This is a genomic window from Paraburkholderia sp. 40, from assembly GCF_050434105.1.
Lineage (GTDB): Bacteria > Pseudomonadota > Gammaproteobacteria > Burkholderiales > Burkholderiaceae > Paraburkholderia > Paraburkholderia tuberum.
On the sequence record NZ_JBNPVY010000002.1, the window covers coordinates 1,113,702 to 1,127,702 of the forward strand.

Annotated in this window: 15 protein-coding genes; 5 read left to right on the top strand and 10 right to left on the bottom strand. The window is 64.1% G+C overall.

Annotated features, from left to right (window positions below):
• Positions 1–156 precede the first annotated feature (156 nt).
• Positions 157–666, top strand: a complete 510-nt coding sequence (locus OKW28_RS06340; protein ID WP_429291650.1) for a hypothetical protein — start codon at positions 157–159, stop codon at positions 664–666.
• A 144-nt stretch (positions 667–810) separates the two neighbouring features.
• Positions 811–1,323 (top strand): metal-dependent hydrolase, encoded by a 513-nt coding sequence (locus OKW28_RS06345; RefSeq protein WP_429444239.1) that lies wholly within the window; start codon positions 811–813, stop codon positions 1,321–1,323.
• A 50-nt stretch (positions 1,324–1,373) separates the two neighbouring features.
• Here OKW28_RS06345 and epsC read toward each other — a convergent pair whose 3' ends face one another.
• The gene (epsC, locus tag OKW28_RS06350; protein ID WP_018423597.1) at positions 1,374–2,300 is read right to left on the bottom strand and encodes a serine O-acetyltransferase EpsC; all 927 of its coding nucleotides are present in this window, start codon (positions 2,298–2,300) and stop codon (positions 1,374–1,376) included.
• Between the two features lie 148 nt (positions 2,301–2,448).
• Positions 2,449–2,682, bottom strand: coding sequence for a hypothetical protein (locus tag OKW28_RS06355; RefSeq protein WP_013092363.1), 234 nt, complete (start codon positions 2,680–2,682; stop codon positions 2,449–2,451).
• A 329-nt stretch (positions 2,683–3,011) separates the two neighbouring features.
• Here OKW28_RS06355 and OKW28_RS06360 point away from each other — a divergent pair, with 329 nt between their 5' ends.
• The gene (locus tag OKW28_RS06360; RefSeq protein ID WP_184007055.1) at positions 3,012–3,464 is read left to right on the top strand and encodes a DUF3005 domain-containing protein; all 453 of its coding nucleotides are present in this window, start codon (positions 3,012–3,014) and stop codon (positions 3,462–3,464) included.
• A gap of 140 nt (positions 3,465–3,604) precedes the next feature.
• A complete protein-coding gene (locus OKW28_RS06365; protein ID WP_429444240.1) occupies positions 3,605–4,210 on the top strand; it encodes a short chain dehydrogenase in 606 nt (201 codons plus the stop codon).
• A gap of 3 nt (positions 4,211–4,213) precedes the next feature.
• Here OKW28_RS06365 and araD read toward each other — a convergent pair whose 3' ends face one another.
• The 7 genes from araD to OKW28_RS06400 form a co-directional block, all read right to left on the bottom strand.
• The gene (gene araD / locus OKW28_RS06370; protein WP_429444241.1) at positions 4,214–5,950 is read right to left on the bottom strand and encodes an L-arabinonate dehydratase; all 1,737 of its coding nucleotides are present in this window, start codon (positions 5,948–5,950) and stop codon (positions 4,214–4,216) included.
• Positions 5,951–5,981: 31 nt separating this feature from the next.
• The gene (locus OKW28_RS06375) at positions 5,982–6,923 is read right to left on the bottom strand and encodes an ABC transporter permease (protein ID WP_429444242.1); all 942 of its coding nucleotides are present in this window, start codon (positions 6,921–6,923) and stop codon (positions 5,982–5,984) included.
• The gene (locus tag OKW28_RS06380) at positions 6,923–7,810 is read right to left on the bottom strand and encodes an ABC transporter permease (protein ID WP_429444243.1); all 888 of its coding nucleotides are present in this window, start codon (positions 7,808–7,810) and stop codon (positions 6,923–6,925) included. Before OKW28_RS06380 ends, OKW28_RS06375 begins: the two co-directional genes overlap by 1 nt.
• Positions 7,807–8,886 (bottom strand): ABC transporter ATP-binding protein, encoded by a 1,080-nt coding sequence (locus OKW28_RS06385; protein WP_429444244.1) that lies wholly within the window; start codon positions 8,884–8,886, stop codon positions 7,807–7,809. The genes OKW28_RS06380 and OKW28_RS06385 overlap by 4 nt, the downstream gene beginning before the upstream one ends.
• A 170-nt stretch (positions 8,887–9,056) precedes the next feature.
• The gene (locus OKW28_RS06390) at positions 9,057–10,226 is read right to left on the bottom strand and encodes an extracellular solute-binding protein (protein WP_429444245.1); all 1,170 of its coding nucleotides are present in this window, start codon (positions 10,224–10,226) and stop codon (positions 9,057–9,059) included.
• A gap of 248 nt (positions 10,227–10,474) precedes the next feature.
• Complete coding sequence (locus OKW28_RS06395) at positions 10,475–11,419, bottom strand: SMP-30/gluconolactonase/LRE family protein (protein ID WP_429444246.1); 945 nt, start codon at positions 11,417–11,419, stop codon at positions 10,475–10,477.
• Positions 11,416–12,405, bottom strand: a complete 990-nt coding sequence (locus OKW28_RS06400; RefSeq protein WP_429444247.1) for a dihydrodipicolinate synthase family protein — start codon at positions 12,403–12,405, stop codon at positions 11,416–11,418. Before OKW28_RS06400 ends, OKW28_RS06395 begins: the two co-directional genes overlap by 4 nt.
• Before the next feature lie 576 nt (positions 12,406–12,981).
• Between OKW28_RS06400 and OKW28_RS06405 the strand changes: the two genes are divergently transcribed.
• Positions 12,982–13,686, top strand: a complete 705-nt coding sequence (locus tag OKW28_RS06405; protein ID WP_429444248.1) for a helix-turn-helix transcriptional regulator — start codon at positions 12,982–12,984, stop codon at positions 13,684–13,686.
• Here the strand turns inward: OKW28_RS06405 and OKW28_RS06410 are convergent.
• Complete coding sequence (locus tag OKW28_RS06410) at positions 13,670–13,987, bottom strand: hypothetical protein (RefSeq protein WP_013092374.1); 318 nt, start codon at positions 13,985–13,987, stop codon at positions 13,670–13,672. The two genes, OKW28_RS06405 and OKW28_RS06410, sit on opposite strands and share 17 nt — an antisense overlap.
• Positions 13,988–14,001: the final 14 nt, after the last annotated feature.

Here is a 14,001-nt window from a genome sequence, read left to right on the forward strand (position 1 = left end):
TCATCACGCTTTTCATGCAGGCATTGCGCCGCGCGGCCATCCCCGCGTGGCGCGGTCGAACCCACGCGACACGATCACGTTCGAGTATTTTCACGGGCCTTACGGTTTGCCGTCAGACCAATAAACGCATGGCCGCGCTAGTGACGACGTCGACACATGCTCGGTATACTGCCCCGGCCGCCGTGCGACGCCGCGAAACCGCGCCGCCTGCACGGCAGCTTCGTCGCGAAGCATCGCGCTGTACGTCAGCGCATCGCGCTTCGCCCGCGCCTCACCTTCCCATGCATGACCGGGAATGCCGACGATCGGATCATGAAAAGACTTCTCCTGCTTGCCCCAGCTGTCGCCCTCACCGCCACCCTCGCCGCTTGCGGTTCATCGGGCGGCCCCGCGCGCGATGCGTCCGCACCGCTCGTGTACGTGTCGTCGTCACGCACGCCTGCGTCCATCGCCGCCTGCCTCGAAGAACGTCTGCCGCGCGTGCGCACCTCGCACGCCGGCGCGGCAACCGAACTTGCGGTCGGTGCCGATTCGCACAACTCGTACTTCGTCACGCTGACCCCGCTCAACGGCAACACGGTCATCAAGGTCGTGCATCCGGCCAATGCGCCCGACGATCCGCCCGAAGAGGAAATGCGCTTCGATATCGCGCGCTGCGCGACCTGAGCGGCGCGCTTGAACGCCGTGCGCGTCATGCACGGAAGGCCGGTGCGCGAATTTTTATCTCGCGCATCGGCTATTTTTTTACGCGCCCATCTGCGAACATAGCCGCCCTTTGTTTTTCGCGCGGCACGTGTGCCGCGAGTTTCGATGGCATCCAGCAAAGCGCATCATGCGACCGGTTTCGCAGCCGGCATCATCGCGGCGGCGATCGTCGCGCGCAGCGGCGGCGGTCCCTTTCATGCTGGCGTGCTGCTGAGCTTCATCGCTGGCGTGGCCGGCAGCACCGCGCCGGACTGGCTCGAAGTCGCATGGTGGTCGCGCGCGCGGCGGCTGTGGATCACGCATCGCACGTTGACGCATTGGGGCATCGGCTGGCTCGCGCTGCTCGCGGTGTCGTATCACACGCTCGGACATTCGATCTACGCGGCGCCCGCGTTCGGCTTCGCGTGCGGCGGCCTGATGCATCTGCTCGCCGACTGGCCGAATCCGCTCGGCGTGCCGTGGATCGCCGGGCGACATTCGTTGAATCTATGGAATAGCGGGCACTGCGATCTGATCGTCGTCGCGGCGTCTTGGGCGGACGCGTGGTTTATCGGCGAGCATGTGTGGCTGCATGGCATGCATGCGTTGCCGTGGTTGCGCCATTGGCCGATCGGCTAGGCGCAGCGATGCAATCGTCCCGGCACGCGGGCGCGACGGCTAGCCGTGCATCATTGCCGTCCGTTGTCGGTGCGCTCTCCTTCGCGGACCTTGCCTTGCGATACGCTGCTGCCCGGCGGCACGCTATGCGTGAGCCACACGTTGCCGCCGATCACCGACCCGCGCCCGATCGTCACGCGTCCGAGAATCGTCGCGCCCGCGTAGATCACGACATCGTCCTCGACGATCGGATGCCGGGCGTTGCCCTTGATCAGCGTGCCGTCCTCATCGGCCGCGAAGCTCTTCGCGCCGAGCGTGACCGCCTGGTACACGCGCACGCGCTCGCCGATGATCGCTGTCTCGCCGATCACCACGCCGGTGCCGTGATCGATGAAGAAACTCGGCCCGATTGTCGCGCCCGGGTGAATGTCGATGCCGGTCGCCGAGTGCGCGATCTCGTTGATGAAGCGCGCCAGCAGCGGCACGCCGAGCCGATGCAGCGCATGCGCGAGCCGATGATGCGTCATCGCCCACACGCCCGGATAGCACAGCAGGATTTCGGTGATGTGCTGCGCGGCGGGGTCGCCGGTGTACGCAGCCTGGATGTCGCTGACGAGCAGCGCGCGTATGCCCGCCAGCTGCGTCGCGAACTCGCGCGCCACCGCGAACGCGCGCTCCCGCAACTCGGCGTCGGGCGTCGCGCCGAACTCGGGCAGGAAGCGCAGCGCGCGGCGAATCTGTTCGGCGAGCAGCCGCAACGTGCTTTCGAGCGTGTGGCCGACGTAGTAGTCGACCGTCTCGTCGGTTAGATCGGGCGCGCCGTAATGCGTCGGAAACATCGCGGCGCGCAGACCGGCCACGATATTGACCACCGCTTCGCGCGATGGCAATTCGCGAATGCCGAGCGGATGCCGCGTGCGATGCAATTGCTCGCGCGAGGCGCGCAGGTCGGCGACGATCTGTTCAAGGCCCCAGTTATGGGAAGGCTCGTTGGGCATAAGGGACGGCGCCGTGCGGCGTGCACCGGTTCGAAGTGGTTATCGAGCAGAGATTACCGCGTTTTAACGGTGCCCGCCCGGCAGCGCGCAGGTCGGCTCGGATTCATTGCGTCGACGTGCGCTGGCACGCACGCATCGTTCCCTGACTTCAGATAGTCAGACTGCTCGCGTCGATCCAGCGCACTGCCCAATCGCGCGCGTGCGCGATGGCAGCGGCTTCGTCGGAGAAGCGCAGTTCCGTGGGAAAGAAACGGTTAGCGACCAGTTCGCCGTCGCTCGAGCGCGAGATCACCACATACGGTTGCCAGGAGCCGTCGCCCGAGCGCGCCGGTTCGCAATTCAGAAGATAGCCGCGATGTGTGAATGCAGCATCGAAGTGCATGAGTCACCCGCCCCTGAAGCCCCGTAACATTTTCTCAGTCCCGCGGCCATTTGTTTGTTAGTTTTTTCCGACCATGCTGGAACAGCCGGAGCATGCCGCCAATTTATCCGCGCGTCGGTCGCAGGAGTAAGATCATACTCTGTAGAAAATACGCGTCCATTAAAAAAACGAAATGAATCGCGGATGTCATCGCCATTCAATCGCGAGGTAACGCCACTCGCATCGAAGGATGGCGGACAACGCATCGCGACTCCCGCGCACCGCGGCGCCGTGTCAGTCGGAACGGCTTTTGCTCTTTTCTTCGAATGTCCGCTTCAGGAGAATGCACGATGAACAGCGCGATCAGCAAACCCGAAAACGCCGGTACGAAACCGGACCCGAAGGACCCACGAAGCACGGACCTGCACAACGACCGCACGCACGACAGCACCGTCGACACCGACGGCAAGAACCGCGAAGCGGCCCGTCTGGCGGGCCACGGCGCGATCTCGCCCGACGCGGTGACGACCAGCAATGCGACGCTCGACAACAGCGTGCCCGAGTCGCTCGATGGCATGGCCGGCTTCGACAGCCGGGTCGGCGGCAACCATCTGCTGCTCGCGCTCGAGCCGGGCTACGCGGTGATCGACAAGGGCATGGCCGAGCCGCTCGCCGCCTACTCGGCCGACCATCAGTACGACGACCCGCGTCCGGTCGGACAGCGCCACGATCGTGGCCGCATTCACTATGCGCTCAATCATTTGCGGCCTGCGCGCGTAATCGAATTACATCGGGTGAAATAGGCGCGCGTATCATCCCTTTATACGCGCGCGTTTGAATTACCGGGTTTATTCCGATTTATCAGGCAATCACGCAGCACGCACTGTTTTATTCTGGTGCGTGCTTTGCTTGGTTTAACGCTGGTCGTTTAACGGAGTTGCGGATGAAAAGAATCGTCGTCGTCGGTGCCACGGGCACGCTGGGCCAGGCGATCCGCGCGGAGCTGAAGGCGCGTCACGAAGTGATTGAGGTGGGCGCGACGCGCGGGCAATATCACGTCGATAGCACGGACCCGGCGAGCGTCGAGCGGCTGTTTCGCGACATCGGCAAGGTGGACGGCGTCGTCACCGCGACCGGCAAGGTGCATTTCGGTCCGCTGGAGCAGATGAGCATCGAGCAGTTCTGGGTCGGGCTGCGCGACAAGCTGATGGGCCAGATCAACGTCGTATTCGCGGCGCTGCCGTATGTGAACGACGGCGGATCGTTCACGCTGACGAGCGGCATTCTGGGCGACGAGCCGATTCCGCAGGGAGCGAGCGCGACGACCGTCAATCTCGCGCTTGAGGGCTTCGTGCGCGGCGCCGCGATCGAACTGCCGCGCGGGTTGCGCATCAACGTGGTGAGTCCGACCGTGCTGACCGAGTCGATGGAGGCTTACGCGCCGTTCTTTCGCGGCTTCGAGCCCGTCAGCGCGCAACGCGCGGCGCTTGCTTATCTGCGCAGTGTGGAAGGGGCGCAGACGGGGCGCGTGTATCGCGTGGGGTATTGAACCTCAGTGAATCTCCGGCTCGCCCGAACTATCGGGACTCACGCCGCTGCGCTGCAGGAAGTCGAAATCGCAGCCTTGATCCGCCTGCATCACGTGCGCCTGATGCAGGGCGCCATAGCCGCGCTCGAAGCGCGCAGCGGGTTTGACCCACGCGGCTTTGCGGCGCGCGAGCTCTTCGTCCGATACCAGCAGATTCAGCCTGCGGCGCGGCACATCGAGCTCGATCAGATCGCCGCTTCGCACCAACGCCAGCGGCCCACCGACGAATGCCTCGGGCGCCGCGTGCAGCACGCACGCGCCATAGCTCGTGCCGCTCATCCGCGCGTCAGAGATGCGCACCATGTCGCGCACGCCTTTTTGCAGCAGCTTGCGCGGAATCGGCAGTTGACCCCATTCGGGCATGCCCGCGCCGACCGGCCCCGCGTGCTGCAGCACGAGCACGCAGCTTTCGTCGATGTCGAGTGCGTCGTCGTCGATGCGCGCGGCCATGTCGTCGTAGTCGCTGAACACGACCGCACGGCCCGTATGCACGAGCAGATGCGGCTCGGCCGCGCCCGGCTTGATCACGGCGCCGTCGGGCGCGAGATTGCCGCGCAGCACCGCGAGGCTGCTGTCGCGCAGTAGCGGATTCGTGCGGCGGCGGATCACGTCGTCGTTGAAAATGCGCGCGCCGGCAAGGTTCTCGCCGAGCGTGCGGCCGTTCACGGTTTTCTGCGAGCCGTCGATCAGTTCGCCCAGTTCCGCGAGCAGCCCGCGCAAACCACCCGCGTAGAAAAAGTCCTCCATCAGATAGGCGCCGGTCGGTCTGATGTTCGCGAGCACGGGCGTGCGGCGCGCGATCTCGTCGAAGCGGTCGAGCGTCAACTCGATGCCCGCGCGCCGTGCAAGCGCGATCATATGCACGACCGAATTGGTCGACCCGGACAGCGCGACACAAGTCGTCACCGCGTTATCGACCGATGCCGCCGTGATCAGGTCCGACGGCTTCAGATCCTCCCACACCATCTCGACGATACGCATGCCGGTTTTCGCGGCCATCTGCGCATGCCGCGAATCGGGCGCGGGAATCGACGCGAAGCCGGGCAGCGTGAAGCCCAGCGCTTCGGCCGCGCTCGTCATCGTCGATGCGGTGCCCATCGTCATGCAGTGACCGGGCGAGCGCGCGATGCCACCCTCGACGCCCTGCCAGTCGTCCGGCGTCAGCGTGCCCGCGCGCAGTTCGGCCCAGTAGCGCCATGAATCGGAACCCGAGCCGAGCGTCACGCCGTTCCAGTTGCCGCGCAGCATCGGGCCGGCGGGCAGAAAGATGGCGGGCAGATCCATCGAGATCGCGCCCATCAACAAAGCGGGCGTGGTCTTGTCGCAGCCGCCCATCAACACGACGCCGTCGGCGGGATACGAGCGCAGCATCTCCTCGGCTTCCATCGCGAGGAAATTGCGGTACAGCATCGTGGTGGGCTTCTGAAACGGCTCGGACAGCGTCTGCACAGGCAGCTCGATCGGAAAGCCGCCGGCCTGCCAGATGCCGCGTTTCACTTCCTCGACGCGCTGCTTGAAATGCGTGTGGCACGGATTGATCTCGCTCCACGTGTTCAGAATCGCGATGACCGGCTTGCCCGCGTATTCGTCGCGGTTGTAGCCCATCTGCGCGGTGCGCGAGCGGTGGCCGAACGAACGCAGATCGTTCGCGCCGTACCAGCGATGACTGCGCAATTCCTCGGGGGTCTTTCTCTTCGTCAACGTCTACTCCACGATTGGCGCCGACCATACGTCAGCGCCTCTGTTCTTTCACGCGGGACACGATCTGCGTCGGGCTCACGAATTGTAGTGCGATGAGCACCCAGATCAACGTGATCGCCATATAGATCATCGCCATCGCATCGATCGATTGCGGCGCGCGCACGCCGGTCGAAAACACAGCGTAGTACAACGCGACCACCAGCGTTTGCGTGGCCGGACCGGCCGTAAAAAACGTCAGCTCGAACATGCCGATCGTGCGCACCAGCACGAGCAGCCCCGCCGCCAGCATGCCCGGCACGAGCAGCGGCAGCAGCACGTAACGGAAATAGCGGAACGTGTTCGCGCCGAAAATGCGCGCGGCCGCTTCGAGATTCGGATCGATCTGCTCGATGAACGGCGTCATCACCAGAATCACGAACGGCAGCGCCGGTACGAGATTCGCAAGAATCACGCCCCATAGCGTGCCGGCGAGTCCGACCTTGTACATCGCGGTCGCCATCGGAATGCCGTAGGTGACGGGCGGCACCATCAACGGCAGCAGAAAGATCAGCATCGCAAGGCGCTTGCCGCGAAATTGCACGCGCGCGAGCGCATACGCAGCCGGCACGCCGAGCAGCACCGAAAGCAGCACGACCGCGCCGACCACCTGCACGGTCACCCACAGCACGCTCGCGAGCTGGAAGTCGCTCCACGCCTGCGCATACCAGTGCAACGTGAAGCCTTGCGGCAACGCGGTGCCGAACCAGCGCGTCGCGATCGAATTCACCGCGACGGTCGCAATCAGCAGCACGACGTTGATCAGGAAGAACGCCATCACGGCCCACACCAGCACCTGCCAGATGCGGCCCGGCAGATTCGCGCGCTGACGCGCATGTTGCGCTGGCTCGCGGGCGCCGTCGCCCGGCTGAGGCGCCGCGGAAGCGGAGGTGGACGCGGACCAGTCGGGCTGCGTCGCGCGGCGATCGGTCGTCATCAGCCTTTGCCTCCCGTTACAGGACCACGATAGAACCAGCGGCGCGCGCCGAGCAGCGCGGCGACCACCAGCAGTTGCACGAAGCCCATCACCATCGCGATCGCCGATGCGAGCGGATAGTCGTAGCTCTCGAACGCGGCTTCGGCCGCGGCAATCGACATCACGCGCGTCGGACCCGCGGGCGCGCCGAGCAGCACCGCCGACGGAAACACCGAAAACGCCTGCACGAACGACAGACACGCGGCCATCGTGAGCCCCGGCACGAGCAGCGGCAGATAGATGCGGCGAAACTGCTGCCACGGACTCGCGCCAAGCGTCGCGGCCGCGCTTGCGAGCGTCGGGTCGATGCCGGTCACGTACGACAGCGTCAGCAGAAACGCGAACGGAAAGCCCGACACGATCAGCGACAGCAGCACACCCGTGAAGTTGTGCGTGAGCCGCACCTCTTGCGTGTACAGATGCAGCGCCTGCAACGCCTGCGGCAGCCAGCCGTGCGGACCGAAGTAGGTGAGCATGCCGTCGGCGATCAGCACGGTGCCGAGCGTCACCGGGATCACCAACAGCGTCGTGACGATCTTCTGATAACGGGAATAGCGGCGCAGCGCGAACGCGACCGGCACCGACACGCCGACGTTGATCAGCGTGGCCGGCACCGACAGCTTCAGCGTGACGAGAATCGTCGGCCATATCGACGTGTCGGTGAAGAACGTCAGATAGTTGGCCCACACGCCGCCGCCGTTCATCGGCCGGAACGACAGCGCGAGACCATACACGAACGGATAGATGAACAGCGCGACGATAAAGAGCAGCGCGGGCGCGACGAGCCAGGCATTGGCATCGCGCGGCGCGCGGGACGTAAGCGGCGGGACAAGCGTCGGCGTGTTCATGCGCCCTCGGCGTCGTAGACGAGCACGCACGACGGCCGCACGCGCAGCGTGATGCGCTCGCCCTCCGCGCATTCACCGGTCACGCGCGCCCACACGTCGCCGAACGCGGTCTTCACGCGCAGCAGCGAATCGTGGCCGCCGTATTCGACCGCGTCGATCAGCGCCTCGAACGCGTTGTCGGCGCCGGGCTCGGCGCGCTCCATGTCTTCAGGGCGCAGCGCGACACTCACGCGTTTGCCGTCAAAGCCGGCCATCGGCGTGCCGATGAGCCGCACGCCGTTAGCACTGACCACGACGCCATCGCCTTGCATGCCCTCCAGCGTGAACTCGGCGACATTGCGATAACCCATGAAGCGCGCGACATGCAGATTGCGCGGCCGCGTATAGACCTCCTTCGGCGTCGCGACCTGCTGCACGACGCCCTCCCTCATCACGACGATGCGATCGGCCATCGACAGCGCTTCGTCCTGATCATGCGTCACGTACAGCGTCGCGCGTTCGAGCTGCGTATGGATGCGGCGAATTTCCGCGCGCATTTCGATGCGCAGCTTCGTATCGAGATTGGACAGCGGCTCGTCCATCAGGATCAGCGGCGGCTCGATCACGATCGCACGCGCGATCGCGACACGCTGCTGCTGGCCACCGGACAATTGGCCGGGCAGCTTGTGCTCATGACCGGTCAGTTGCACCAGTTTCAAGGCCTCGCGTGCACGGCGCGCGATCTCGCTTCTGCCGACGCCGCGCATTTTCAGGCCGAAGCCGACGTTGTCCAGCACGCTCATATGCGGGAACAGCGCGTAGTTCTGGAACACCATGCCGAAGCCGCGCTTTTCCGGCGGCAGCACGTCAATGCGCCGCTCGTCGAGCCAGATGCCGCCGCCGGTGAGCGGCTGCAATCCGGCGATGCAGTTCAGCGCCGTCGATTTGCCACAACCCGACGGCCCCAGCAGCGCGATGAACTCGCCGCGCCGGATCGTCAGATCGAGACCCTGCAGCGCGGCGATCGCGTGGCCTTGCGCGTTGGTGAAACTGCGGCTCACCGAATCGAGCCGCAACTGCTCAAAGTGATGCTTCATGGCGGTTTCCTGATCCGCGTGAGGCGACGGATGTCGCGAGTGCCGCGCGTGCGGTGGGCGCGGCGCATCAGGCAGTTAAGCCGAGGCGCGTGATCGCTGAAAACACGCAGCGCGGCGGTGCCTCACGCCGCGCTGCGTTTCGCCTCGTTTTCCGTCGCAATGGTGAAGGCCTAACGGGTCTTCTGCGCGCCGATGTCGCTATCCCACTTCCTGAAGGCGGCGACCATCGCTGCTGCATTGAGCGGCAAAGCATGCGGACGATCGGCCAACATCTTCGCGTATTCGGGCCGGCCATACTTTTGCAGTACCTCCTGGCTATGCGCGGGCGCCTGCTCGACGGAGACGCCCTTGATCGCGGGGCCAGGATAGAAGTAGCCGTCGTCGTAGGTCAGCGCCTGCTGCGCGGGCTCCAGCATGAAGGTCATCATCTTGTACAGCACGTCGAGCTTTTCCTTCGGCACGCCCTTCGGGACCACCATGTAGTGCGCGTCGTTGACCCACGTCATGTTGTCGAACGGCTGTACGCGGAATTCGGCCGGCACGATGCCGAGCGCGCGCGGATTGATGTCCCAGCCGGTCACGGTCACGGTCATGTCGCGCGTGCCTTCGCCCAGTTCCTTCATCACCGCCGAGGTACCGCCCGGATAGTACGGTATGCAGTCGTTCAACTGCTTCAGGAACGCCCACGTCTTGTCCCAGCCGTGCACCGGGTCCTGCGGGTCCTTGTCGCCGAGCACGTAGGGCAAGCCCATCAGGAACGTGCGGCCTGGACCGGAATTGGCCGGCCGCGCGTAGATCAGCTTGTCGGGGTGGGCCTTGCACCATTGCAGCAGTTGCTCGGGTGTCTTCGGCGGATCGCTGACCTTGGCCGGGTTGTATTCGAGCAGCGGACCAGCCGGCATATACGCGACCTCGAGCCCGTAGCCTTGCGCGAGATCCTGCATCTTGCGCGGGCCCGGCGCGTACTTGTCGAGCACGCCGGTGAACTGCGCCGCGTTGTCAGGCAGCAGCTTGATCCACAGGTTCTGTTCGATGCCGGCCGCGAGCGCGTCGGTGCCGGTCAAAACGAGGTCGATGTCGGAGCGGCCCGCGGCTTGCATCGCCTTGATCTTGCCGGGCAATTGCGGCGCGGGCGCGTTCGTGAACGTGATGTTCGCGACGAGATTCGGATTCTTCGCCTTGAACGCCTCGAAGCCCTTCTGCGTGAGTTGAAGATCGCCGGCCACGTCGACGATATTGATCGTGACCGGATCGGCCGCGTGCGCGGCAAGGGCGAACGCCGCGCTCGCGGCGATACAGACGGATACCAGCTTGAACGACAACCTGTGCGAAACAGTCATTGCGTCTCCTCGCTTCTTGGTATGGAAGCCCGCTGGTCGATGCGTTGCGGGCGGTCTCTTTCTACCAAGGGAACATAGCGAAGCGCAACAGCCGATGTCAAGCAAATAGTCGAGAGCGTGGGTCGGGCGAGAAAATGGCTCGTTTTACCTGAAATCCTTGTCGTTCAATGCCCGGCACCGCGGGTTAAGGGCAAACCCGAGCCCTCGCCGCGATAGCAATATATGTTGTCTGGTTAGCGGACAATTGCTCAACCTCCGCGCACACCCTGCGTATTGACGAACAGCGAATACAACCCGTGGCTCGCCGCCATGAACAGACGGTTGCGATGCCGTCCGCCGAAGCAAACGTTCGCGCAACGCTCTGGCAATGCGATGTGGCCGAGCGGCTCGCCTTGCGGGCTGAACACGCGCACGCCGTCGAGCTCGTCGGTGCCCATGCCCCACCCGCACCACAAGTTGCCATGCGTGTCTACACGAAAACCATCCGGGGTGCCCGGACCCGCGTCGATCAGCACGCGGTTGTTCGACAGCGTCGTGCCTTTGCCATTGGCCTCGACGTCGAATACGCGGATCTTGCGCGGCTCGCCGCGCGATTGGACCACGTACAGCAGCGATTCGTCCGGCGAGAACGCGAGACCGTTCGGGGCGAGCACGTCGTCGATGACCATCGACACCTCGCCCGACTGGCCGTCGATCCGATACACGCACGCCTTCAGCTCGGACTGCTGCTGCTCGCCCTCGTAGAAACCTTCGATGCCGAAGGTCGGGTCGGTAAACCAGATCGAGCCGTCCGATTTGACGACCACGTCGTTCGGCGAATTGAAGCGCTTGCCCTGATAGCGATCGGCGAGCACGGTGATCGAGCCATCGTACTCGGTGCGTGTCACACGCCGCGTCAGGTGCTCGCAACTGACGAGACGCCCTTCGCGATCGCGCGTATGGCCGTTCGCATTGTTCGACGATTGACGGAACGTGCTGACCGCGCCCGTCGTTTCGTCCCAGCGCAGGATGCGGTCATTCGGAATGTCGCTCCACAGCAGATAGCGGCCATCGCCGAACCACACCGGCCCCTCCGACCAGCGCGTGCCCTGATACAAGCATTCGACCGACGCCGACGCGATGATCAACGACCTGAAGCGCGGATCGAACACGCGGATGGAGGGATCGGGATAGCGTCGGCTGTGATCGGTCATGGGGTTGTCTGCGTGTCGGAGCGGTTCGATCGGGTGGGCGCGAACTCGCGCTCGAGAGCGAGCAGCGTGCGCGCGGTCTGCGCGATCTTCGCATGATGCTCGCGCGGTGTCGAACTGAGCAGCGGCTGCAGCGGCCCCATGTCGGCGAGGCCCGTGAACGTGATTGCATCGTGCAGCACGCGGATCAGTGAGATGTCGTTGCGCAGCGTTTCGAGCGGCATGAACGCATCGTACAGACGTTGGGCGGTGTCGTGATCGGCGCTACGGGCGCTATCGGCGCTCCGGCCGCTTTGCACCGCGCGCAGCAGCGCCATCACCATGCTCGGCGCGATACAGCCGCTTCCGGTCGTCCACGCTGCGAGTCCGAACTCGCGCAGATGCACGAGCGCCGGCCGCTCGCCCATGCCCGATACGATCTTCGCGGCCGGCACGCATTGCAGCAGCCGGCGCAGATACCGATCGTCAGCGGGGTTGTCGCGCGGGATCGCATACTTGACCGCGCTCAGCGTCCCACGCTCGACGAGCCGCGCGAGCGTATCGACAGCGACGTAGTTTTCGCTCTTGATATACAGCGTGAGCGGCATGCCGGCCGTGTCGGCGATCCGCGTGAGGCCCGTCTCGACGCCCTCGGACGTCGTGAAGCCGCCGAGCGGCAGCACCATCGCCGTGCGGTAACGCGTCTGCGCGAGGATGCGCGCCTGATCGAGCATCTTGCCGTAGTCGGGACCCAGCGCCGGAATCACCCGTGTCCCGGGGCCCGCGGCCTCGGCGAGCAGGTCCAGCAGCTCGCGGTATTCGCTGACCGCGACGTGATAAAGGTTCGCATTGCCGCCATACAGTAGCGTGCGTACGCCGCCCGCTTCGATATGGCGGATCAGCGCGAGATTCTGGGCAGGGTCGAGCGTGTAGTCGGCCCGGCGCGCGAGCGGCGGCACGGCCATGACCGACGCGGCGAACTCGCCGTCGCGGAGCGGTGATTCGTTCATGATGGTTGACGCGGAAACGCGCTAGGCAGAGGCTTCACGGTAGCATCGGCATCACAATGTTGTCAAACAACCTGCGCGTGACGATCGCCCAGCATGCCGTCGGCGGCGAATTGCGCGGGAGCCGATCACGAAATTTCTTTTGTATAACAATGAAGCGGGGCCGCAGCCTGTGGAATCGGCGCAGGCTTTTTTTGGCAACAAGGACACGGCGAGCAATAACCCGCTTTCCCCAGATAATCGAGTAAATACGATTTATTCTGAAGCGCGACGAAATAATGCTGTCAACGAAACATATTAAAATCTGTCGCCGGACGCCGATTAGCCGCGCCGCTCACCCGAGAAGCCCGGCCGGGTTAAAGATTTATTTCAATCGGCATAATAATAGGCGACACCGGCGTTGCTATCACGTGGCGGCTATCGTTTACCCCGCGGAGCACCGGCGCATTGCGTTCGAGTTTTTAGTGATAGATTACGCGGACCAAAAGAGCGGACCGAAGTTTGTCTGCCAATAACCGTGAACGAGATGTTTGCGAGCCTGAGAGAGCCAAAAAATTGTCGCTACACTTTATCGAGCAGATGGCACCGCTACTGGACGCCGCCGACGAGGCGGAATGGTTCGGCGTGATTACGGGCTTAGCCGAAACGTGGGGCTTCGAGAAGATTCTGGTCGCGATGCTGCCGCGGCCAACCATGCGTCTCGAGGACGCTTACCTGCGCAGCACTTACGCACCGGCATGGCGCCAGACGTACGACGAGCAAGGCATGGTGCATATCGATCCGACGGTCGCACACTGCCTGTCACGCTCATCGCCGCTGGTCTGGACGCCCGAGATTTTCGCCAGCCCGGCGCAGCACTCCCTGTATGAGGAAGCTCGCTCGTACGGTCTGGGCGCGGGCGTGACGCTGCCAATTCATGGGCCGAATCAGGAAGCCGGCATGATGTGCTTCGTCAATGACGACAAGCCGTCAGACGGGTTCAGGCGCCATGTGAACGCCGCGTTGCCGAACCTCGTGCTGTTGCGCGACCTGGTGATCGACACCAGCAAACAGCATCTGAATTCACATGCGCAGACCTTGATGCCGAAGCTCACGCCGCGCGAGCGAGAATGTCTGAAATGGACCGCACGCGGCAAATCCACGTGGGAGATATCTCACATCCTGAGTTGCTCGGAAGCGGTGGTGAACTTCCATATGAAAAACATCAGGGCGAAATTCGGCGTGAATTCGCGGCGTGCGGCAGCCGTGATCGCGGCGCAGCTTGGGCTTATTGACCCGGGTTGAGCAGCGCGGCCGCGTCGCGGCTGTACATCACACGCTCGGCGCGACCCAGATCGGCATCCGACACGGTCTTCATGAAGTACAGACCCAGCAGGATCGACACCGGCGCCGGGATCTCCGCGCCCGACTCGAAGCGGCTGCCGCGCGATTGCGTGACGCCAAAGCGAGCCCAGAAACGGCGCTGGCTCTCTTTTTTCTTCTTCCGATAGGCAATGATCAGAACGCGATCCACTGCCGAAGAGACCTCCGAAGGACGCGCCTGGAGGTGGGTTTGCGGTTGCCAGTGATTGTCGAGGAGTTCCATTTTGGACCCTTGTA

Coding starts and splice junctions, on each gene's coding strand:
- OKW28_RS06355 (WP_013092363.1), bottom strand. CDS start 2,682: ATGCACTTCGATGCTGCATTCACACATCGCGGCTATCTTCTGAATTGC.
- OKW28_RS06365 (WP_429444240.1), top strand. CDS start 3,605: ATGAAAAGAATCGTCGTCGTCGGTGCCACGGGCACGCTGGGCCAGGCG.
- OKW28_RS06410 (WP_013092374.1), bottom strand. CDS start 13,987: ATGGAACTCCTCGACAATCACTGGCAACCGCAAACCCACCTCCAGGCG.
- epsC (WP_018423597.1), bottom strand. CDS start 2,300: ATGCCCAACGAGCCTTCCCATAACTGGGGCCTTGAACAGATCGTCGCC.
- OKW28_RS06390 (WP_429444245.1), bottom strand. CDS start 10,226: ATGACTGTTTCGCACAGGTTGTCGTTCAAGCTGGTATCCGTCTGTATC.
- OKW28_RS06405 (WP_429444248.1), top strand. CDS start 12,982: ATGGCACCGCTACTGGACGCCGCCGACGAGGCGGAATGGTTCGGCGTG.
- OKW28_RS06395 (WP_429444246.1), bottom strand. CDS start 11,419: ATGACCGATCACAGCCGACGCTATCCCGATCCCTCCATCCGCGTGTTC.
- OKW28_RS06360 (WP_184007055.1), top strand. CDS start 3,012: ATGAACAGCGCGATCAGCAAACCCGAAAACGCCGGTACGAAACCGGAC.
- OKW28_RS06340 (WP_429291650.1), top strand. CDS start 157: ATGCTCGGTATACTGCCCCGGCCGCCGTGCGACGCCGCGAAACCGCGC.
- OKW28_RS06375 (WP_429444242.1), bottom strand. CDS start 6,923: ATGACGACCGATCGCCGCGCGACGCAGCCCGACTGGTCCGCGTCCACC.
- OKW28_RS06380 (WP_429444243.1), bottom strand. CDS start 7,810: ATGAACACGCCGACGCTTGTCCCGCCGCTTACGTCCCGCGCGCCGCGC.
- OKW28_RS06385 (WP_429444244.1), bottom strand. CDS start 8,886: ATGAAGCATCACTTTGAGCAGTTGCGGCTCGATTCGGTGAGCCGCAGT.
- OKW28_RS06345 (WP_429444239.1), top strand. CDS start 811: ATGGCATCCAGCAAAGCGCATCATGCGACCGGTTTCGCAGCCGGCATC.
- OKW28_RS06400 (WP_429444247.1), bottom strand. CDS start 12,405: ATGAACGAATCACCGCTCCGCGACGGCGAGTTCGCCGCGTCGGTCATG.